This is a genomic window from Pseudomonas sp. P1_C12 (assembly GCF_056406435.1).
On the sequence record NZ_JBFUAE010000004.1, the window covers coordinates 530895 to 549943 of the forward strand.

Here is a 19049-nt window from a genome sequence, read left to right on the forward strand (position 1 = left end):
GCGAAGAACGATGACGCGGTGTTTCAGAAGACACCCTGATATTCCCATTCGCGAGCAGGCTCGCTCCCACAGTTGATCTGACTAAAGGCGCTGAAAAATGGGCACAGGTTTCTTTTCTTCCTGGACATTCTGGGCCCTGTTATCGGCGGCATTCGCGGCAATGACCGCCATTTTCGCGAAAGTCGGCATCGAAAACGTCAACTCAGACTTCGCCACCCTGCTACGTACGATAGTGGTATTGGTCAGCCTGGCCTTGATTTTGTACGCCACGGGCCAATATCAGTCATTGGGATCGATCTCTGCGAAGAGCTACCTGTTCCTGCTGTTGTCGGGCCTTGCCACCGGTGCATCGTGGATCTGTTATTTCCGTGCACTCAAGGTCGGTCCGGCGTCACTGGTTGCCCCAGTGGACAAACTCAGCGTGGTGCTGGTGGCTGTTCTTGGCGTTGTCCTGCTGGGAGAAAAACTCGACCTGCGCCAATGGGGCGGAATCGGTCTGATCACGGCCGGTGTCGTCATGCTGGCCCTACGGCGCTAGGCGAACGTCCTACAAAACTTATCCACTCATCTGACATATCAAAGTCAAAAGGCCCTATTGCGCTGACTGAAGCTGAACACGACCTGTCAGGCAAAAGCCCGAAACACTCTGCCGCTAGCCAGTAACACTTCAGCTGTGCAACATGGCGCGCGTGCCTTCCACAAATGGGAATTCCCTTTATGAAACGTTTTCTTAGCATCGCCATGGCGTTGTGCATCGGCCTGACGATGAGTCTCGACGTCAATGCCGCCAAGCGCTTCGGTGGTGGCAAAAGCGCCGGCGCTGCGCCGACACACCAGACCAGCCAGATGGCTCCTTCTTCTCCAGGCATGGGCGGCGCTGCGGCGACCGCTGGTGCTGCCGGTGCCGCTGGCGCCGCTGCCAAGGCCGGTGGCGCTTCGCGCTGGCTCGGCCCTCTGGCCGGTATCGCGGCCGGCGGCCTGCTGGCCTCCATGTTCATGGGTGGCGGCTTCCAGGGCATGCAGATCTTCGACATCCTGATCATGGCGGTCATTGCGTTCCTGATCTTCCGCTTTATCGCCGCCCGTCGTCGCAAGCAGCAAGAGCACTACGCTCCGGCCGGCCACGCACCGATGCAACGTGAGGCATTCGAACAAAAGCCCGCCGGCGGTTCGATCTTCGGTGGATCGCCAGCGCCTGTTGCCACTCGTCCAGTGATCAACGCGCCAGCCTGGTTCAATGAAAGAAACTTCGTCGAAGCGGCGCGCAATCACTTCCAGTCCCTGCAACAGCACTGGGACGCCAACGAAATGGACAAGATCGCCGAGTTCGTGACCCCGCAAATGCTGGAGTTCCTCAAGCGTGAGCGTGCTGACCTGGGCGACGGTTTCCAGTCCACCTACATCGACAACCTCAATGTACAGCTGGACGGTGTGGACGATCGCGCCGACAAGACCATCGCCACCCTGACTTTCACTGGCGTGTCGAAAACCTCGCGTTTCGACCAGGGTGAAGTCTTCAGCGAAAGCTGGAACATGGAACGTGCACAGGGCGAAAACCAGCCTTGGCTGGTAGCCGGTATCCGCCAGAACGGCTGATCCCGCGTAGTTCTATTCGGAAGGTGCCGAGCCTGTTTTTAACGCCGTATGATCGACGCGCAGGCACGTTCCGGACAGAACTTCACCTGCTGTAAACAAAACCCCGGCTCAGGCCGGGGTTTTCTATTTCGCGGTTGCATCTATAGCAAGCTACTGTATAAACCGCCCCATATAAACCGCGCCATACAAGCAAGAGGATCCCGGACGTGGAAGAAATCATCGAACAACTGCGTGAAGCCAACGAACCGGTACCGGTCCCCTTGGAATTGCCTGACGAAGACCTGCTGGTCGAAATCGAAGAACAATTGTTCATCGACATTCCGTTTGTCTTCAGAGAGTTTCTGCTGACCGTCAGCGACGTGGTCTACGGCAGCCTGGAACCGGTCACCGTGACCGACCCTCAATCCCACACCTACTTGCCCGACGTTGCTGCCAACGCCTGGGACGCCGGTGTCGATCGCAGCATGATTCCGATTTGCCAGGACGGAGACGACTACTATCTGGTCGAAGAAGACGGCACCGTGGTGCTTTGGCAAGCTGAAGAAGAGCTCATCGCCGAAGAAACCTGGGAGTCGGTGTGGCACTGGGCGCGGGACGTCTGGCTGGAAAGCTGATCCAGTCAACGCCACTGGGTGGTCAATGCCCGGACGACTCCTTGTGATTGTCGAGGGTTTCCAGCAACGCCACCTGCATCCGCGTATGCACACGAATGAACCAGCGCCACAGCAGTGCCGCCACGGCGGCCGCGACCACGGCGATCAGTACCAGCAACTTGTTGGTCGGCAGAATACTGGCCGACAAGGCTGCCAGCAGTAAAAAGATCACCAGCAGCGACAGGATCGGGATCACTTCGGCGATCACCCGGCGCACTCGCTGCGTGTGGCGCCCGGCCATCTCCGGCTTCACGCCCATTTCCGCCAGCAACATCGACAGTGCCTTTAGCTTGCGGTACGCCGCAATCAAAAACGGCAGCGATAACAGCAGCGCCCCACCCCAGATCAACGCCTTTTGCCAGCTCGGATCGCTAATCCAGCCTTGCAGGTACGCCGACATGCGTTCGGCGAAGTACGCCCCCGAGAAGAAGATCGCGATCACGAGCGCCAGATTGACTCCAACCTGCAGCAAAATCCTGCGAATCATGGATGCCAGTAACGCGCCCTCACCCTGAGGCTGGATGCTACGCAGCCATTCGCCGTACATCCCCAACACCCGTCCCAGGCGTTCTGGCATGGCGCCGGCAAGCTTGATCGACAGTGGATCAGCCGCACGAATCAGATAAGGCGTCAGCAAGGTCGTGATCACCGAAACCGCCACAGCCACGGGGTATAAAAAGTTGCTGGTGACCTGCAACGTCATGCCCAGTGCCGCGATGATGAAAGAGAATTCGCCAATCTGTGAAAGACCCATCCCGACACGCAGCGAGGTGCGTCCGTCATTGCCGGCGATAAATGCACCAAGACCACATGACAGCATCTTGCCGAGCACTACGGCTACGGTAATGACGGCGATTGGCCAGGCGTACTGAAGCAGGATCGCCGGATCGAGCATCAGCCCGATGGCCACAAAGAAAATCGCACTGAAAAGATCGCGAACCGGTTCAATCAGTCGTTCAATTTTCAGCAGTTGCCGGGATTCAGCCATGATTGCGCCAATCAGGAATGCCCCGAGGACCATGCTGTATTCAAGCTTGACCACCAGCAGGCAGAAGCCAAAACACAGGCCCAGCACCGTGATCAGCAGCATTTCGTTGCTTTCGAACCTGGCGACGTAGGCCAGCAGCCGCGGCACCATCAGGATGCCGATGACCAATGCGACGATCATGAACAGCGACAACTTGCCGACCGTGGAAAACACTTCGCCGGAGCTGACCGTACCGCTGACCGCTATGCTGGACAGCAGCGCGATGATGCCGATGCCCAGAATGTCTTCGACGATCAGCACTCCGAATATCAACTGGGCAAATCGCTCGTTCTTCAACTTCAGATCATTGAGCGCCTTGACGATGATGGTGGTCGAGGAAATCGCCAGGATCGCGCCGAGGAACAGTGAATCCATGGTGTTCCAGTCGAACCAGCGACCAATCTCGTAGCCGATCCAGATCATCAGCACGATTTCCAGGAATGCCGCGATGAATGCCGTGGCACCGACCTTGAACAACTTGCGCAGGCTGAACTCCAGGCCCAGGCAGAACATCAGGAATATCACCCCGAGTTCGGCCAGGGTCTTGATGGTTTCTTCGTCGTGGATCAGGCCGAATGGCGGGGTGTGCGGGCCAATGATGAAGCCGGCGACGATGTAGCCCAGCACCACCGGTTGCTTCAGGCGATGGAAGAGCACGGTTACCACGCCTGCGATCAACATGATCACTGCCAGATCTTGAATGAAACTGATGGCATGCATGGCGTGAGACTCCCTGGGTGGCATTGCTCGATCACCGGACGCAGGAAAAGTCTGATCGAGCAGAACAAAAATCGGAATTGCACGTAGGAAATGCCCTTGAGGCAGGGCTTTTTGCAGGGTAGCACCGCGACTTCCGGCAGAAATGCGGTGCAATATATGGAAACAGATCGATCCGGCGTGACGGCGACCCTGCACCCGGCGTCCCGATAACTGTTGGTTTGAAAAAACCGCCGAGGCACCCGCAGAGGTGCATCCCTCAAACCTGGCCTTGACCCGTGAGAATGCTATGGAACCCGGAAACGCCCAGCTGTCGATGACGGTATTGATGACCCCCGACATGGCCAACTTCTCTGGCAATGTTCACGGCGGCACCCTGCTCAAATACCTCGACGAAGTGGCCTACGCCTGCGCCAGCCGTTATGCCGGCCGCTATGTGGTGACCCTGTCGGTGGATCAGGTCATTTTCCGTGAGCCGATCCATGTCGGCGAACTGGTGACCTTTCTCGCCTCGGTCAACTACACCGGCAACACCTCCATGGAGGTGGGCATCAAAGTGGTGACCGAGAACATCCGCGAACGCTCGGTGCGCCACACCAACAGTTGCTTCTTCACCATGGTCGCGGTGGATGACCAGCGTAAACCTGCATCGGTACCACCGCTGCAACCGCAGAACAGCGAGGACAAGCGCCGCTATATGCAGGCTCAACAGCGTCGGCAGATTCGTCAGGAGTCGGAAAAGCGCTATCAGGAGATCAAGGGCGACGTCTGACGTGTTCGATCGTTCAATCGCCATCGCGGGCAAGTCGAATCGTCGCACCGCCGCTCCCACAGGGATTCAAGTTGTAAGCACTCTTTGTGCAACACAGCAAAACCTGTGGGAGCGGACTTGCTCCGGGCGGCGATCCGACGATTGGCGTCAACGCCAGATCAGAGGCTGATCGAGGTCGCCTCGAACCGCACCCGCGGATGGGCAATCCGGTCCTGGGCCCGGACCAGTTCCAACTCGTAGCTGGTACACGCCTGGGTTTCCAGCAGCACTTCATGCACCGCCGACGCCGTGAACTCGAAAGCTGCCACCAGGCTGTCACCCAACAACACACGCGCCAGGAACAGCCCGGACGTCAGATCGCCAACGCCCACCGGCTGACGCGGGAACGCCAGCAGCGGGCGCTGCAAATGCCAGCTGCCTTCGGCCGTCACCAGCAGCATCTCAAAGACCTCCGCCGGTTTACCGGGATAGTCCAGATGCTTGACCAGCACTGCTTTCGGGCCGCGCGCCAACAATGCACGTGCCATGGCCAGGCAATCGAACAGCGATTGCGGCTTGCGCCCGGAGAAGCTGTCCAGCTCCAGCTGGTTCGGACACATGAAGTCCGCCACGGCGGCGGCCTCTTCCAACAGGAAATCACTGACCTCCGCCGGAACACTGCAGCCCTTCTCCGGATGCCCCATGACCGGGTCACACAGGTACAGCGCCTTGGGATTCATCGACTTGATCCGCGCCACACCAGTCAGGATCGCCCGACCCTGGGCCGCACTGCCGAGGTAACCGGAGAGCACCGCATCGCAGTTACCCAACTCGCCAATCGCCGCGATACCCTCGACCAGGTCGGGGATCTGGTGCGGCGCCAGCACCTCACCGGCCCACTGACCGTACTGGGTGTGATTGGAGAACTGCACGGTGTTGAGCGGCCAGACATTCACCCCGACCCGTTGCATCGGGAAAACCGCGGCGCTGTTGCCGGCGTGACCGAATACCACGTGGGACTGGATAGCGAGCAAATGCGGTGTACGTTTCATGCGGTGGATTTCCGTAAAACGATTGAAATTCTAGCCGCGCAGTATGCGACTAAACGCAGCCTGTACGACAGACCAGCGACGCAGTTAAGCTGACACTATCTTGTTGGAGCACCCTGTTGATGCTGACCCTTGGAAATATATTCGTGCTGATGCTGTTCGCCACTGCCGGCGCATGGCTATGGCACAACCACGGCTTGCGCGAGCGCGCGCTGGAGCGGGTCAAGCAGCATTGCGGCAAACTCGGGATCGAATTGCTGGACGGCAACGTGGCCTTGAAAAGAATCGCGTTCATCAAGGATGCCAGTGGTCGGCGACGCCTGGCCCGTGTGTACAACTTCGAATTCACTGTGACCGGTGAAAGCCGGCACAACGGCACCATCACCCAGTTCGGCGCTCACAGCGCACAGATTGAGCTGGCGCCCTACCCGGTCCCGTTCGACGAGACCGAACCGGTGGTCGACGTGGCGAAACCTCGCGCGGAAGTGATCGAGCTGAGCCAGTGGCGTCAGGACCATACAAAGTGGCGGCCATGAGCCGTTAACCCGATCCGGATCGGCACGCTACCAGCTCACGCTGCAGTCGTTCTGCATTCTGCGCTCCACTGAAAATCAGCTCGATACGTGAATCCTGCCGCCATTCACTGGGCTGCCAGTCCAGCACCGAGTTATCCACCGCATTCGCCGAGACCCACCCATGGGAGCTGTGGATAACCAGCTTCGCCCGCCTCCAGCCAAGGCTTTCAAGCCACCGGCCAACCAGAGCGACATCAAACACCTGGCTTGGGTGCCAACGCCATCCGATGCTCCAGCCTCCGTCCTGTTCCTGACTCAAGCAAATGGGCAACACGGGATCGCTCCAGACCGCCGGCAGCTGCGCCAACCCCTTGGGCACGACGAAGTTATCCACACCTGCCCGCGCCTTGGCATTCAGCCCTGGCAACTCGCTCAATGGTAAAACCGCCTGTTGCGTCCAGCACAGGGGGAGCGGCGGCAATTGCCCGGCGATTCGCTGGCGGCTTTCTTCTTCGAGACCTTCAGACTTGTTCAACAGCAGTAGTCCCGCATGGCTCAGCGCTTGCTGTTGAACATCCGGCAGCGGTTTTCCAGCGGCGAGCGACTGAGCGTCCAACACCAGCACACAAGGCTGAACAGCCAACACGCCTTGCCACGGCGCTTCGCTCAATTGCCTGAGCAACTGCGCCGGATGCCCCAACCCTGAGGGTTCGATGAACAGCCGATCCGGTTGCGCCTTGCGCAACAAACGCCCAAGACCAATCTGAAACGGCGCACCGTTGACGCAACACAAGCAGCCCCCGGCCACTTCCCCCAGTGCGATACCATCGGCGTCCCGGGTCAGTAGCGCAGCGTCGAGACCGATCTGGCCAAACTCGTTGATCAACACCGCCCACCGCTCGCCAGCCGGGCGCTGGGCCAGCAGGTGCTTGATCAGGCTGGTCTTGCCGGCGCCCAACGGGCCGGCAATGACATGAGTGGGGATATTCTGCAGCATGGTTGATGATTTCTGAGGAGGTGGTGGATGCGGTTGATCGGCTTGTCGTTGCTCCTGGCACTCGTTTCAGGCGAGGCACTGGCCCAGGCGTGTGTGGTTCACAGCCAGGGCGAGCGGCTTGACGTCCAGCTTTGCCAGCAGAACCGCAACATCCCGCCAAAGCTCTTTGCCGATGGCTTCTGCCAGCCGAACCTGGCGGGGCAGAAAGTCGAAGTGCAGTATGTCGATCAATGCCCCGGCGGCGCATTTGGTATCTGCAGCAACGCCCAAGTCGCCAATATGCCCTACCGACAGGATATTCACTATTACGGCGTTGCCACCGACGCGGCGTATTTGCAGCCGTACTGCGAGGCCCAGAGTCAGGGCACCTGGCTCAAGCCTTGAAGCGCCAGTAGTGGATCAGGCAGCCTCTTCGTACCAAGGACCGAATGGATCGGGCAGCAAACGCCAGCCCTCTACGCCCAGCGCCATTTCCTCATCGGTCAGCAGGCAGGCGTCCAGCTCGGCCGTGAGTTGCGTGAAGTCGATGTTCTGGCCGATGAATACCAGTTCCTGGCGACAATCCCCGCTGTCGGCGGTCCAGTTTTTCATGATCCCGGTGGTACTTTCTTCGTCCTGCGGCCATTGGTTTTTCGGTACGAAACGCCACCAGCGCCCGGCAAAACCATAGCGCATCAAACCACCGGCCTGAGACCAACTGCCGGCGTCCATGTGCTTGCTCGCCAGCCAGAAAAAGCCCTTGGAGCGCAGCAGCTTGCCGTTGTCCCAAGGACCGTCGATGAAGTTGAAGAAACGCTGCGGATGGAACGGCCGGCGAGCCCGGTAAGCACTGGAAGCGATGCCGTACTCTTCGGTCTCCGGTACGTGTTCGCCGCGCAGTTCCTGCAACCATCCCGGTGCCTGGGCAGCCTTTTCGAAGTCAAAACGACCGGTGTTGAGAATCTTGTTCAAAGGGATTTCGCCCATCGCCATCGGAATGATTTCCGCCCGGGCGTTGAGCCGTTCAAGTATGGCGATCAATTCTTCGCGTTGGTGGCGGCTGATCAAGTCGATCTTGCTGAGCAAAATCACATCGGCGAACTCGACTTGCTCGATCAATAGATCGGTAATTGAACGCTCGTCTTCTTCCCCAAGTGTTTCTCCTCGGGAAGCCAGGCTTTCGGCAGCCTGGTAATCGAGCAGGAAGTTCATGCCATCGACCACCGTGACCATGGTGTCGAGACGTGCGATGTCGTTGAGGCTCTGGCCGTTTTCATCGCGGAAGGTGAAGGTTTCCGCCACCGGCAGCGGTTCGGAAATACCGGTGGACTCGATCAGCAGATAGTCGAAGCGACCCTCCCTGGCGAGTTGACTCACCTCCTCCAGCAAGTCTTCACGTAACGTACAGCAAATACACCCGTTACTCATCTCCACCAACCGTTCTTCAGCCCGATTTAGGCTGACATCACGCTGGACTTCGGTGCCATCGACGTTGATTTCGCTCATATCGTTAACGATGACTGCAACTCGCAATCCATCGCGATTACGTAGTATGTAATTAAGAAGTGTACTTTTTCCGGCGCCTAGAAAGCCGGAGAGAACGGTCACGGGGAGTCGATTGGACATCTGCATATTCCTTACAGGGATGCCCGGTCGCGGTGTCGGGCTTACATAATGTTATACTGTTACAACACAAATAAACCATCCCCTCTTGCCCGGCAGAGCAAAGGACAGATTGCTGAACGCCGCTCCCTTCGTGAGAAAGCCCATGCGCAACGCCCTTAAACCTGCATTGATAATGCTTTCCCTGCTGGTGGCTGCCGACGCTATGGCCCAGGTCACGAGCCTGGCCAGATGCACCCGTAGCGCCAACCTGCTGGCCTGCGTGGATGCGGATGGCAACGCCTACAGCGTCAACACCGCCGGCAGCATCATCTACCTGCGGGGTTTCGAAACGGCCGGAAAACGCTATTGGGCGCAGACCAACAGCCGCTACGGCCAGCTTGTGTTTTTCACCGGTATCGCTTCCGACGGCGAGGCCTGGGTTGGCTACAACCAGCGCGTCGGCTGGACCACCATCAACCGGTTTTCCAGCTCTGGCGGCAGCAGCGCCAAGTTCACCTGCAGCCGGATCGCTGGCTGTTAGGCCGGCTTGTTTTTCTGCTCTTGCTGCCAGGCAAGGTAGCTGTTGATTGGCGGATTTTTCTGAAAGTAGCGCTGCAACCCTTCGAACAGACCGTCAGCCACCGCCTGCTGATGGCGTGCGATCACCAGCCGCTGGCTGTCGCGGGCATTGGATATGAAGCCGGTTTCCACCAGGATTGACGGCACATCCGGTGACTTCAACACCGCGAACCCCGCCTGCTCCACACGCTTCTGATGCAAGGTGGTGATACCCGCCAGGCTACCGAGCACGGTATTGCCCATCTCCAGACTGGCGGTGAGGGTGGCGTTCATCGACATGTCGAGGATGACCCCGGCGAGCATCGGATCCTTGTCCTTGAGATTCAAAAGGCTCGTCGCTCCCAGCAGGTCCGCGCCATTCTCTCGCTGCGCCATGAAGCGCGCAGTGGCGGAGGTCGCCCCTCCTTCAGACAGGCAGTACACCGACGCGCCCGATGCCGTAAGACGCGGTGCCGCATCGGCATGCACCGAGATGAACATATCGGCATTGTGCTTGCGGGCGATGTCCACGCGCTTGCGCAACGGCACAAAGAAATCGTCATTGCGCACCAGTTTCACGTCGAATCCTTTTTCGCGTTTCAGACGCCTGGCCAGCAACTGAGCGATGGACAGCACCACATCTTTCTCACGCTCGCCCTTGGCCCCGATCGCCCCTGGATCCTTGCCGCCATGACCGGGATCGACCACCACGATGACGTCGCGCATGGGATGGGCCTTGGCTATGGCCACTGCTGGCTCCGCTGGAGACGACGATGGCAACGGTGCGCTGGTTTTCAGATCGAGCACCAGCCGGTGCCCCTGCCCATCCTGGGGCGGCAGCAGGAAGCTGTTGAGCTGTACCGGCTCGCTGAGGTCGAGGACGATCCGCGTATCACCTTTGCCGAAATGCCCGGAGCGAATCGAACGGATCACGCCATCACCCAGGGCCAACTGACTGAAGTCGCCGCTGAGGCCGGCGCCACTGAGGTCGATGATCAGCCGCTCTGGGGCACTCAGTGAGAAGGTCTTGTACTGCACGGGTCCACTCAGATCGAACACCAGCCTGAGCTTCCCATCCGAGCGCCAAAGCCGTGCGTTACGAATTTGCGTAGCCGCCGCGCCGAAGGGTAAAGCGAAGGCCGCACTGGCCAGAATCAGGTTGAGCAAGTGGCGTCTGTGCATGATGAAGGCCCGTTCATGAAAAAGGCATCGTCGATTGTATTGTTATACTATAACATACCAAATCAACTCCCACGATGGACCTGCTCATGAATGCGCTGACTCTGCCGGATATCGCCGCGCAGGCCTCACGCCAAGCCCTGCCACTGGAGTGGGTGGGCATGTGCGGCATTGCTCTACCTGTTTTGTTTGATGACCAACGATTGAATGCAAAGGTCGATGCCGGCGTGAGCCTCGACGATGGCAGCGCGCGCGGCATTCATATGTCACGGCTCTATCTGGCGCTTGAATCGCTGGAGCAGGAAAACCTTTCTCCGGCTTTATTGAGGCGGGTTCTGCAGCGCTTTCTTGAGAGCCATGAAGGGTTGTCCTGCAGCGCACACCTAACCATTCATGCCGATTTGTTGCTGAAAAGGCCGGCGCTGATCAGTCCATTGTCTGGCTGGAAAAGCTATACGGTGAACATCGAAGCGCGGTTGAAAAACGCGATGTTCCACGTGGAACTAAAAATCGATGTGCCTTATTCCTCAACCTGCCCGTGTTCCGCTGCCCTTTCTCGACAGTTGATTCAGCAGCAGTTCGTCGACGATTTCGCCAACAAGGCACTGCAACACGCCGACGTTTTAGCGTGGCTCGGCTCCACGGACGGCATCGTCGCCACACCTCACAGCCAACGCAGCAGCGCAAAGTTGCGCGTACGGTTGGCTGATTTTTTGGACGAGTTTCCTCTGATCGCCGTCATCAATGACGCCGAAGCCGCACTCGGCACCGCCGTTCAAACAGCGGTAAAACGCGCCGACGAACAGGCCTTCGCCCTGGCCAATGGTCAGAACCTGATGTTCTGCGAGGACGCCGCACGCCGTTTGAATCTGGCCCTGAAAAGCTCCACAGGCATCAACGCCTTCCACATTCGTGTCACTCACGCCGAAAGCCTGCACGCCCACGACGCCGTCGCCGAAAGTCGTTTCAACTGGGAGGTCGCATGATTGCTTGCCACGCTTTGCGCTGGGGCGCACCGGGACAGCCACTCACCCCCGCGCTGGACTTCGAACTGTCGAAGGGCAGCCTGACCGCTATCATCGGTGCGAACGGTTCCGGGAAAAGCAGTCTGTTGAAGGTCATTGCCGGCTTGCAAAAACCGTTGGCCGGGAAGGTGCGACTGAGTGTTCCAATCAAGGGCGGTGTGTCGTTTCTGCCCCAGCAACAACACCTGGACAGACAATTTCCGATCAGCCTTCAGGCATTGGTCGCCACCGGTTTCTGGGGCAACAAACAGTCACCAGATATCCGTAGCCAACGACTGAAAACCGTCCTCGAAAACTGGCGCCTGAACGGCCTGGCAGATCGACCCTTGATGGCCCTCTCCGGCGGCGAATTGCAACGCGCCCTGCTCGCCCGATTGAGCCTGACCGACGCACCCGTGCTGTTGCTCGATGAACCCCACGCGGCCCTCGATGAACTCGGCCAGGCATTGCTCTGGAAGCACATACACGATTGGCACCTCGAAGGCCGGACACTGGTGATCGTATGCCATGACCTGGCCGCTGTCCGCGAGCACATCCCATACACGTTGCTGATAAAAAGCAGCGGTTGTGCATTCGGCCCAAGCACCGAACTGATCCGCCAACAACCACAGGCACAGGTGGCCTGATGATCGCTGCCGCGCATCTTTGGCAACCGTTCCAGGAGTTCGTCTTCATGCGTCGGGCGCTGCTCGGCGGACTGGTGTTGGCGTGCAGCACGGCACCACTTGGGGTGTTTCTGATCCTCCGGCGCATGAGTCTGATCGGCGATGCCGTCGCCCACGGCATCCTTCCCGGTGCGGCTCTGGGTTTCTGGTTTGCCGGGTTGAGCCTCCCGGCGTTGACCATCGGCGGCCTCGGTGCCGGCCTGAGCATGGCCGGCCTCGCGGCCTGGATTACGCGACGCACCGGCCTGCGAGAGGACGCCAGCCTCGCGGCGATCTACCCGATATCCCTGGCCGGTGGCGTGCTGATCCTCGGCATCGCCGGCAAACGCCTGGACCTGTTGCACCTGCTGTTTGGCTCGGCTTTGGCTGTCGACGGCCCGACCTTGACTGGCATGCTTTGGGTCTCGGGCCTGAGCCTGATTGCCATGATACTGATCTACAAACCACTGCTGCTCGACACCCTCGACCCGCTTTTTCTGCAGACCGTCAGCCGACTCGGTCCACTGGCCCACGGCGTGTTCCTGACGCTGGTGGTGTTGAATCTGGTCATCGGATTCCAGGCGATCGGCGCATTGATGGTAGTCGGCCTGATGATGTTGCCTGCCGCCGCGGCACGTTTCTGGAGCCGCCGCCTGCCGGTGCTGATCGTCGTCGCTGCCTTGCTCGGCAGCCTCTCGGTGTGGCTGGGTTTATTGATCTCGTTCTATTACTCGCTGCCCAGTGGCCCGGCAATCGTGCTGGTGGCCGGTGGTGGGTATCTGTTGTCCGTGGTGTTCGGGCCGGTGCACGGCTTGCTGCGCCGCCCGCCTTTGCTCACATCCCAATGAGGTGTTACCCGATGCGCGCTTTACTCGTGCTGTTCAGCTTGATGGTGTCGATGTCGCTGTCTGCCGCCGAAAAACTCCAGGTGGTCACCAGCTTCAGCATCCTTGCCGACATGACCCGCCAGGTCGGCAAGGATCATATCCAGATCACCAACATGGTCGGCCCGGACGCGGATGCCCACACGTACGAGCCGACACCGGACGACGCCAAAGCGCTGCTCAAGGCCAGACTCATCATCAAGAACGGTCTGGGTTTCGAGCCTTGGCTGGATCGCCTGGTGACGAGCACCGAGACCAAAGCACCGGTCATCAGCGCAAGCCACGGAGTCATACCGCGTAGCCTGGATGAAGACGGTGAAACCGTTCCCGACCCGCATGCCTGGCACAACCTGGCGAACACCGAGTTGTACATCGCCAACATCACCAGGGCGCTGATCGCCGCTGACCCGGCGAACACAGCCGATTATGAGCGCAACAGTAAGGCGTACCTGAAGCAGATCTACGCCCTGCTCGCCGAAGCCAAGGCCAAGCTCGGCTCACTGCCACCGGGCAACCGCAAGATCGTGACGTCCCATGACGCCTTCGGTTATCTCGGCCAGGCCTACGGCATCGAGTTCATGGCGCCTCAAGGTCTCTCCACCGAGCGCGAACCTTCAGCCGCCGAAGTGGCCGCACTGATCACCCAGATTCGTCAGGCCAAGGTCAAGGCGGTGTTTATGGAGAACATCAAGGACGCGCGCCTGCTCAAGCAGATCGCGGATGAAAGCGGCGCGCAGATCGGCGGCACGCTGTACTCCGATGCCCTCGCGGCGAGCGGTCCGGCCAACACCTTCACCGGGTTATTCGAGTACAACCTCAACACCCTGTACAACGCTCTGAGCAAGCCATGATCCGCAAGAACCCTTCCGGAGATTTACCGCTGATTGCCGAGTCGGCCTACGTCGACAAGACATCGATCATCTGCGGCAAAGTGGTGATCGGCGAGAACGTGTTCGTTGGGCCCTATGCCGTGATCCGTGCTGACGAAGTCGATGACTCAGGCGACATGCAGCCGATCACCATCGGCGCCAACTCGAACATCCAGGACGGCGTGGTGATCCACTCCAAATCCGGTGCGGCGGTCACCATTGGCGAGTTCAGTTCCATCGCCCACCGCTCGATCGTGCATGGTCCCTGCACCGTGGGCAATCGAGTGTTCATTGGCTTCAACAGCGTGCTGTTCAACTGCGTGGTCGGTGACGGTTGCGTGGTGCGGCACAACTCGGTGGTCGATGGTCGTGACCTGCCTGAAGCCTTCTACCTGCCCTCCACCACGCGGATCGGCCCCAACACCGACCTCTCGCAATATCCGCCGGTGAGCGTCAGTGCCTCGGAGTTTTCCGAAGACGTGGCGCGCACCAACGTCGACCTGGTGCGCGGCTACAAGGCCCTGCAAAACGAGTTCTGACGCGGGAGGCCAAAAACAGCCATCGTGTCAGGACAAACTGCCTGGCACGACAAACGTCTTAATGTTTGCCCCTACGGTTTATGCGATAACGCTCGTTAGAAGCACCTGAGTACGCCGACCATGATCCAGATCACCCTATCCGACGGTTCATTGCTTGAGTACGACCAGCCGCTGTCCGTGCACGAGGTGGCCGCCAGCATCGGCCCCGAACTGGCCAGCGCGGCTGTAGCGGGCCGAGTCAATGGTGTGCTGGTGGACTGTGAATACATGATCGAGGCGGATGCCCGGGTCAGCATTGTCACCCCCCGGGAGCCGGACGGCCTGGAGATCTTGCGCCGCTCCTGTGCCTTGATGCTGGCGATGGCGGTCAAGCAACTCCACCCGCATGCGCAAATGCGTGCGGGCAAGGAATTGGGCGACGGTTTCTTTTACGAGTTTGCCGTCGAGCCACCGCTGACCGCGGCAGACCTGCCCCTCATCGAAGCGCGCATGCAATCACTGGCATCGACCAATCACTCGATCCGTCGTCGGCAACCGCGCGAAGAGGTGTCGCTGTACCGGCTGGGGGACACCGAGTACCAGAGCCATGGACCGCATGTCCCCACCACCAAAGTCTTGCAGGCGTTTACCCTCGACCACATCAACGGCACGTTACAACAACGGATCTACGGCACCTGCTGGTCCAGCCATCAGGAACTGCAACAGTGGCGCGTTCCACCCCACGTGGTCGTTGTGAGCATGGATGATCGCCAGGCGACTTATGCACAAGCGGTGACCGAATCCTTGCGCCAACGGGGCGTGCGCGCCAGGGCCGACCTGCGTAACGAAAAAGTTCACTACAAGATTCGCCAGCACAGCCAGACCGTGCCGTATCTGGTGGTGGTGGGCGAGAAAGAACAAGCTGGGGGATTTGTCAGTGTGCGCAGCCGCACGGGGGAAGATTTTGGCCGGATGCCTGTCGAGGCGGCGTGTGAATGGTTGAGTCGGCCGGGGATTTAGGGAGCTGTGCGGACGCTTTCGCGAGCAGGCTCGCTCCCACAGAGAACGCACGATCAATGTGGGAGCTGTGCTCGCGAAGCTCTTTTAAGCTCTTGGCTTCACCGTGCCGCAATCCTGTCCCAACCAGACGGCGCGGGATTCAAGGCTGCCCTTCTGCTGAATGCCGGTGGCGTTGAACGTCCCGTTGACCTTGGTGGTGAATTCACGATCGCTGACGAATGTCGCCACGCCGGCACCTTGGGCTCGCGGGCAACTGAAGCGGAATTTCCACTGATTGCCGGAGCGGTCGGTGATTTCCTGTTTGCAGCCCGATTGCGGATCGGTCAGCGGAATGTTGTCGGTCTTGACCTGTTCCGGGGTCAGGCACGCCCGGACCCCTTTGCCGCCCATGGTGATGCCCTGTTTTTCCAGCTGTGCACGCTGCTCAGGGGTCATCTGGCTCTGGAGCTGACCGAGGATCAATTGCAGGTCCGGCATATTCTGCTCATCGACCTTCATGTTGCTCGTGGTCAGCTCCCACAATCCCGGTTGCAGCATTTGCGCGTGAGCCGCCACAGGAAGTGCCAAACCCAGTGCCATGGCCAAACCCAGCAGACGAACGTTCATCGAGTAACTCCTGATCAGTAGTGGCCGTTAGACGTCAGCCGCAGGCTTCGGTTCATGGGCCAATTAATTAGCGACATTCTGCACGGAACATGGTCTGTTAAGCACTGAATCTTCAGGAGCAAGGCAGCCCCCATGGATTACTTCGGACCGCATATTTTCGGTTATACCATCGCCCTGCTGCACTCGTTGGGCATGATCGCGGCCATACACGCCGTGTTGACCGTCCGTACCGCCCAAGGCGCGATCGCCTGGGCCCTGTCGCTGTTTTTCATCCCTTACCTCACACTGATCCCGTACCTGGTGTTCGGCCGCAGCACGTTCGATGGCTACATCAAGGCCCGGCGGCAGGCCAACGAGGAAATGCGCAAGGCCATCTCCGAACTCAACTGGCGACCCTGGGTGGAAGAAGCACTCACCGCCCGCGCCTCCTCGGCATATGCCTCACTCAGAGCGCTGCCGAAGCTGGGACACATGCCGTGCCTGGCCAACAACGAGATGCGGCTGTTGATCAACGGCCAGCAGACATTCGACGCCATTTTCGATTCCATCAGCCAGGCGAAAGAAGCCGTGCTGATCCAGTTTTTCATCGTTCACGACGACCGCCTGGGCCAACGCCTGCAAACCCTGCTATTGAAAAAAGCCGCCGAAGGCGTGGCGGTTTACCTGTTGTATGACCGAATTGGCAGCCACTCCCTGCCCCACGGCTACGTGCAGACCTTGCGTGATGGCGGGGTCGAGGTCAAAGCCTTTGCCACCCGCAGTGGCTGGCTCAATCGCTTTCAGGTGAACTTCCGCAACCACCGCAAGATCGTGGTGGTGGACGGCATTCTGGGCTTCGTTGGCGGGCACAACGTCGGTGACGAATACATGGGTGAGAAGCCGCCCCTGGCACCATGGCGCGATACACACGTGCAAGTACGCGGGCCGGTGGTGGCTTGCATGCAGGAGTCTTTCGCTGAAGACTGGTTCTGGGCGGCTCGTGCACTGCCGCCGCTGATCCTGCCCGAGGTTTATCCGGAAGACGGCGTGCTGTGCCAATTGCTCGCCAGCGGGCCGGCCGATGCCTACGAAACCTGTTCACTGTTCTTTGTCGAAGCCATCCATGCGGCGACGGAACGAGTCTGGATTACCAGCCCGTATTTCATCCCCGACGAAGCCGTGTCCGCAGCTTTGCGCCTGGCGGTATTGCGTGGCGTGGATGTGCGCCTGCTGTTGCCGTCCCGGCCTGACCACCGGATCGTCTACGCCGCCTCCAGCCTCTATGCCTTCGAAGCGGTGCGCGCCGGCGTGCGGGTATTCCGTTACCAACCCGGATTCCTGCATCAGAAAGTGGTGTTGATCGACAGCGAATTCAGCGCCATCGGCAGCGCCAACATGGACAACCGTTCGTTCCGGCTGAATTTCGAAGTGATGTTGCTCACCGTCGATAGCGCGTTCGCCGCCGAGGTGGAACAGATGCTCAACGATGACTTTGCCAACGCCCACGAAATCGCCAAAGAAGAAGGCCGGGAGACCCACCGCCTGCAGCAGGTCGGCATGCGGGTCGCCCGGCTTATTTCACCGATTCTCTAGAGGTAGATATCGTCGCGGGTCCAGGGCAGTTCATGACTGCCATCGGCGTGGGCCTTCACGGCGAGAATCTGGTGCAGGTTGATCCAGCCACGGGCGAAGGCGTAAGCGCAACCGGCCAGGTACAGCCGCCAGATGCGCAGGGCTTGCTCCGGTACGAGTTTGGAGGCCGCTTCGAGGTTGTCTTCCAGGCGTTCGCTCCAGTGATCGAGCGTGCGTGCGTAGTGCAGGCGCAAGCTCTCGACGTCGACGATTTCCAGCCCGGCCTCACTGATCTCCGCAGAGATCATCGACAGGTGCGGCAGCTCGCCGTTGGGGAACACATATTTCCCGATGAAATCACCGGCACCACGCCCCACCGGACGGCCATCGGTGTATTTGGCGGTGATCCCGTGGTTCATCACCAGGCCGCCCTCTTTCACCGCGTCGAACAGGGTCTTGCAGTACTCGGCAAGATTGGCGTGGCCGACGTGTTCGAACATGCCGACGCTGACCACCTTGTCGAAGCGGCCATCCTGCGGCAGATCGCGATAGTCGAGCAGTTGCAGTTCGACCAGATCCTCCAGGCCCTCCGCTTTTACGCGCTCCCGGGCCAAGGCCAACTGCTCCTTGCTGAGGGTGATACCGAACACTTTCGCGCCAAATTCTCGCGCAGCAAAACGCGCCAATCCGCCCCAACCACAACCCACATCCAGCAGATATTCGCCGGGCTGCAGGCGCAGCTTGCGACACAAATGACGGAACTTGGCTTGCTGGGCCTGCTCGAGGCTTTCGCTGCCGGTCTCGAAATAAGCGCAGGAATACGCCATGTCGCTGTCGAGCCACAGCTGATAGAACGCGTTGGAAAGGTCGTAGTGGTAGGAAATCGCCTTGGCATCTGTCTCTTTGTCGTGGACCGTACGGACAGGCTGATCGTCGTCTTCATTGAGCAACGCCTGGCTCCATTCATCGCAGACGCGGATCACATCGCTGATGGAGCCTTCGAGTTCCAGTTTGCCTTCGACAAATGCAGCGCCAAGGGCATCCAGGCTTGGATGGGTAAACTGGGCGACCATTTGTGGGTCCTTGACCACAATCGTGACACTGGGTGTCGGCCCCAGATTGAATTCATGGCCATCCCAGAGTCTCAGGCGAAGCGGTAGCTGCAGATTCTGTAAGGCCGGTGGAAGATGCGCGAGCATGGAGAATCCCCCTTGTTTCAGACGTCTAAACAGAGGGTAGACCATCTTTGAAAAATAGCTGGCTATCGAATCAATAGCCGTTTTCAATGAATCGCGATGCCCAAACC

Annotated in this window: 21 protein-coding genes; 14 read left to right on the forward strand and 7 right to left on the reverse strand. The window is 59.4% G+C overall.

Annotation, left to right across the window (positions count from 1 at the left end; genetic code table 11):
* Nucleotides 1–97: 97 nt before the first annotated feature.
* From AC1D19_RS09785 to AC1D19_RS09795, 3 genes are all read left to right on the forward strand, one after another.
* Nucleotides 98–538, forward strand: coding sequence for an EamA family transporter (locus AC1D19_RS09785; protein ID WP_116579800.1), 441 nt, complete (start codon nucleotides 98–100; stop codon nucleotides 536–538).
* Between the two features lie 179 nt (nucleotides 539–717).
* Nucleotides 718–1596: a Tim44 domain-containing protein gene (locus tag AC1D19_RS09790; RefSeq protein WP_477752233.1), complete on the forward strand. Its 879-nt coding sequence runs from the start codon at nucleotides 718–720 to the stop codon at nucleotides 1594–1596.
* 206 nt (nucleotides 1597–1802) lie between these two features.
* Nucleotides 1803–2210 (forward strand): SMI1/KNR4 family protein, encoded by a 408-nt coding sequence (locus tag AC1D19_RS09795; RefSeq protein WP_077430996.1) that lies wholly within the window; start codon nucleotides 1803–1805, stop codon nucleotides 2208–2210.
* A 22-nt stretch (nucleotides 2211–2232) separates the two neighbouring features.
* On the opposite strand, the gene AC1D19_RS09800 is transcribed toward AC1D19_RS09795, so the two are convergent.
* A complete protein-coding gene (locus AC1D19_RS09800; protein ID WP_477763073.1) occupies nucleotides 2233–3996 on the reverse strand; it encodes a cation:proton antiporter in 1764 nt (587 codons plus the stop codon).
* 286 nt (nucleotides 3997–4282) lie between these two features.
* On the opposite strand from AC1D19_RS09800, the gene AC1D19_RS09805 reads away from it, so the two are divergent.
* Nucleotides 4283–4765: an acyl-CoA thioesterase gene (locus AC1D19_RS09805; RefSeq protein WP_046038855.1), complete on the forward strand. Its 483-nt coding sequence runs from the start codon at nucleotides 4283–4285 to the stop codon at nucleotides 4763–4765.
* Between the two features lie 158 nt (nucleotides 4766–4923).
* Here AC1D19_RS09805 and pdxY read toward each other — a convergent pair whose 3' ends face one another.
* A complete protein-coding gene (gene pdxY / locus AC1D19_RS09810) occupies nucleotides 4924–5796 on the reverse strand; it encodes a pyridoxal kinase PdxY (protein WP_477752231.1) in 873 nt (290 codons plus the stop codon).
* A gap of 119 nt (nucleotides 5797–5915) precedes the next feature.
* Between pdxY and AC1D19_RS09815 the strand changes: the two genes are divergently transcribed.
* Nucleotides 5916–6329 (forward strand): DUF3301 domain-containing protein, encoded by a 414-nt coding sequence (locus AC1D19_RS09815; protein ID WP_056726805.1) that lies wholly within the window; start codon nucleotides 5916–5918, stop codon nucleotides 6327–6329.
* Nucleotides 6330–6333: 4 nt separating this feature from the next.
* On the opposite strand, the gene AC1D19_RS09820 is transcribed toward AC1D19_RS09815, so the two are convergent.
* Nucleotides 6334–7305, reverse strand: coding sequence for a CobW family GTP-binding protein (locus tag AC1D19_RS09820; protein WP_477763074.1), 972 nt, complete (start codon nucleotides 7303–7305; stop codon nucleotides 6334–6336).
* Nucleotides 7306–7332: 27 nt separating this feature from the next.
* On the opposite strand from AC1D19_RS09820, the gene AC1D19_RS09825 reads away from it, so the two are divergent.
* Entirely contained in the window at nucleotides 7333–7689 is a 357-nt protein-coding gene (locus AC1D19_RS09825) for an NADH:ubiquinone oxidoreductase (RefSeq protein ID WP_477763075.1), read from the forward strand.
* Between the two features lie 15 nt (nucleotides 7690–7704).
* Here the strand turns inward: AC1D19_RS09825 and zigA are convergent, their stop codons facing one another.
* The gene (gene zigA / locus AC1D19_RS09830; protein WP_477763076.1) at nucleotides 7705–8910 is read right to left on the reverse strand and encodes a zinc metallochaperone GTPase ZigA; all 1206 of its coding nucleotides are present in this window, start codon (nucleotides 8908–8910) and stop codon (nucleotides 7705–7707) included.
* A gap of 142 nt (nucleotides 8911–9052) precedes the next feature.
* Between zigA and AC1D19_RS09835 the strand changes: the two genes are divergently transcribed.
* Nucleotides 9053–9430, forward strand: coding sequence for a glutamine synthetase (locus tag AC1D19_RS09835; RefSeq protein ID WP_477763077.1), 378 nt, complete (start codon nucleotides 9053–9055; stop codon nucleotides 9428–9430).
* On the opposite strand, the gene AC1D19_RS09840 is transcribed toward AC1D19_RS09835, so the two are convergent.
* A complete protein-coding gene (locus AC1D19_RS09840; RefSeq protein ID WP_477763078.1) occupies nucleotides 9427–10629 on the reverse strand; it encodes an N-acetylmuramoyl-L-alanine amidase in 1203 nt (400 codons plus the stop codon). The genes AC1D19_RS09835 and AC1D19_RS09840 overlap by 4 nt on opposite strands.
* Before the next feature lie 86 nt (nucleotides 10630–10715).
* Here AC1D19_RS09840 and folE2 point away from each other — a divergent pair, with 86 nt between their 5' ends.
* From folE2 to AC1D19_RS09870, 6 genes are all read left to right on the forward strand, one after another.
* Nucleotides 10716–11612 carry a GTP cyclohydrolase FolE2 gene (folE2, locus tag AC1D19_RS09845; RefSeq protein WP_477763079.1) on the forward strand — a complete coding sequence of 299 codons (897 nt, stop codon included), beginning with the start codon at nucleotides 10716–10718 and terminating at the stop codon, nucleotides 11610–11612.
* On the forward strand, nucleotides 11609–12277 hold the full coding sequence (locus tag AC1D19_RS09850; RefSeq protein ID WP_477763080.1) for a metal ABC transporter ATP-binding protein: 669 nt from the start codon (nucleotides 11609–11611) through the stop codon (nucleotides 12275–12277). Before folE2 ends, AC1D19_RS09850 begins: the two co-directional genes overlap by 4 nt.
* Nucleotides 12277–13143 (forward strand): metal ABC transporter permease, encoded by an 867-nt coding sequence (locus tag AC1D19_RS09855; RefSeq protein WP_477763081.1) that lies wholly within the window; start codon nucleotides 12277–12279, stop codon nucleotides 13141–13143. The genes AC1D19_RS09850 and AC1D19_RS09855 overlap by 1 nt, the downstream gene beginning before the upstream one ends.
* Before the next feature lie 11 nt (nucleotides 13144–13154).
* Nucleotides 13155–14030 (forward strand): metal ABC transporter substrate-binding protein, encoded by an 876-nt coding sequence (locus AC1D19_RS09860; RefSeq protein WP_477763082.1) that lies wholly within the window; start codon nucleotides 13155–13157, stop codon nucleotides 14028–14030.
* Nucleotides 14027–14587: a gamma carbonic anhydrase family protein gene (locus tag AC1D19_RS09865; RefSeq protein ID WP_477763083.1), complete on the forward strand. Its 561-nt coding sequence runs from the start codon at nucleotides 14027–14029 to the stop codon at nucleotides 14585–14587. Before AC1D19_RS09860 ends, AC1D19_RS09865 begins: the two co-directional genes overlap by 4 nt.
* A 120-nt stretch (nucleotides 14588–14707) precedes the next feature.
* Complete coding sequence (locus AC1D19_RS09870) at nucleotides 14708–15586, forward strand: His/Gly/Thr/Pro-type tRNA ligase C-terminal domain-containing protein (RefSeq protein ID WP_477763084.1); 879 nt, start codon at nucleotides 14708–14710, stop codon at nucleotides 15584–15586.
* A gap of 84 nt (nucleotides 15587–15670) precedes the next feature.
* Here AC1D19_RS09870 and AC1D19_RS09875 read toward each other — a convergent pair whose 3' ends face one another.
* Nucleotides 15671–16192 (reverse strand): DUF3617 domain-containing protein, encoded by a 522-nt coding sequence (locus AC1D19_RS09875; RefSeq protein ID WP_477763085.1) that lies wholly within the window; start codon nucleotides 16190–16192, stop codon nucleotides 15671–15673.
* A gap of 132 nt (nucleotides 16193–16324) precedes the next feature.
* On the opposite strand from AC1D19_RS09875, the gene cls reads away from it, so the two are divergent.
* Nucleotides 16325–17764, forward strand: coding sequence for a cardiolipin synthase (cls, locus tag AC1D19_RS09880; RefSeq protein WP_477763086.1), 1440 nt, complete (start codon nucleotides 16325–16327; stop codon nucleotides 17762–17764).
* Here cls and cfaB read toward each other — a convergent pair.
* The gene (gene cfaB / locus AC1D19_RS09885) at nucleotides 17761–18942 is read right to left on the reverse strand and encodes a C17 cyclopropane fatty acid synthase CfaB (RefSeq protein WP_477763087.1); all 1182 of its coding nucleotides are present in this window, start codon (nucleotides 18940–18942) and stop codon (nucleotides 17761–17763) included. The genes cls and cfaB overlap by 4 nt on opposite strands.
* Nucleotides 18943–19049 lie beyond the last annotated feature (107 nt).

Excerpts from the sequence above, each read along its gene's own strand:
- AC1D19_RS09820 (WP_477763074.1), bottom strand. The coding sequence starts at position 7,305 with ATGCTGCAGAATATCCCCACTCATGTCATTGCCGGCCCGTTGGGCGCC.
- pdxY (WP_477752231.1), bottom strand. The coding sequence starts at position 5,796 with ATGAAACGTACACCGCATTTGCTCGCTATCCAGTCCCACGTGGTATTC.
- AC1D19_RS09860 (WP_477763082.1), top strand. The coding sequence starts at position 13,155 with ATGCGCGCTTTACTCGTGCTGTTCAGCTTGATGGTGTCGATGTCGCTG.
- AC1D19_RS09855 (WP_477763081.1), top strand. The coding sequence starts at position 12,277 with ATGATCGCTGCCGCGCATCTTTGGCAACCGTTCCAGGAGTTCGTCTTC.
- AC1D19_RS09840 (WP_477763078.1), bottom strand. The coding sequence starts at position 10,629 with ATGCACAGACGCCACTTGCTCAACCTGATTCTGGCCAGTGCGGCCTTC.
- cls (WP_477763086.1), top strand. The coding sequence starts at position 16,325 with ATGGATTACTTCGGACCGCATATTTTCGGTTATACCATCGCCCTGCTG.
- AC1D19_RS09825 (WP_477763075.1), top strand. The coding sequence starts at position 7,333 with ATGCGGTTGATCGGCTTGTCGTTGCTCCTGGCACTCGTTTCAGGCGAG.
- AC1D19_RS09875 (WP_477763085.1), bottom strand. The coding sequence starts at position 16,192 with ATGAACGTTCGTCTGCTGGGTTTGGCCATGGCACTGGGTTTGGCACTT.
- AC1D19_RS09805 (WP_046038855.1), top strand. The coding sequence starts at position 4,283 with ATGGAACCCGGAAACGCCCAGCTGTCGATGACGGTATTGATGACCCCC.
- AC1D19_RS09790 (WP_477752233.1), top strand. The coding sequence starts at position 718 with ATGAAACGTTTTCTTAGCATCGCCATGGCGTTGTGCATCGGCCTGACG.
- AC1D19_RS09865 (WP_477763083.1), top strand. The coding sequence starts at position 14,027 with ATGATCCGCAAGAACCCTTCCGGAGATTTACCGCTGATTGCCGAGTCG.
- AC1D19_RS09870 (WP_477763084.1), top strand. The coding sequence starts at position 14,708 with ATGATCCAGATCACCCTATCCGACGGTTCATTGCTTGAGTACGACCAG.
- cfaB (WP_477763087.1), bottom strand. The coding sequence starts at position 18,942 with ATGCTCGCGCATCTTCCACCGGCCTTACAGAATCTGCAGCTACCGCTT.
- AC1D19_RS09835 (WP_477763077.1), top strand. The coding sequence starts at position 9,053 with ATGCGCAACGCCCTTAAACCTGCATTGATAATGCTTTCCCTGCTGGTG.
- folE2 (WP_477763079.1), top strand. The coding sequence starts at position 10,716 with ATGAATGCGCTGACTCTGCCGGATATCGCCGCGCAGGCCTCACGCCAA.
- AC1D19_RS09800 (WP_477763073.1), bottom strand. The coding sequence starts at position 3,996 with ATGCATGCCATCAGTTTCATTCAAGATCTGGCAGTGATCATGTTGATC.
- AC1D19_RS09815 (WP_056726805.1), top strand. The coding sequence starts at position 5,916 with ATGCTGACCCTTGGAAATATATTCGTGCTGATGCTGTTCGCCACTGCC.
- zigA (WP_477763076.1), bottom strand. The coding sequence starts at position 8,910 with ATGTCCAATCGACTCCCCGTGACCGTTCTCTCCGGCTTTCTAGGCGCC.
- AC1D19_RS09850 (WP_477763080.1), top strand. The coding sequence starts at position 11,609 with ATGATTGCTTGCCACGCTTTGCGCTGGGGCGCACCGGGACAGCCACTC.
- AC1D19_RS09785 (WP_116579800.1), top strand. The coding sequence starts at position 98 with ATGGGCACAGGTTTCTTTTCTTCCTGGACATTCTGGGCCCTGTTATCG.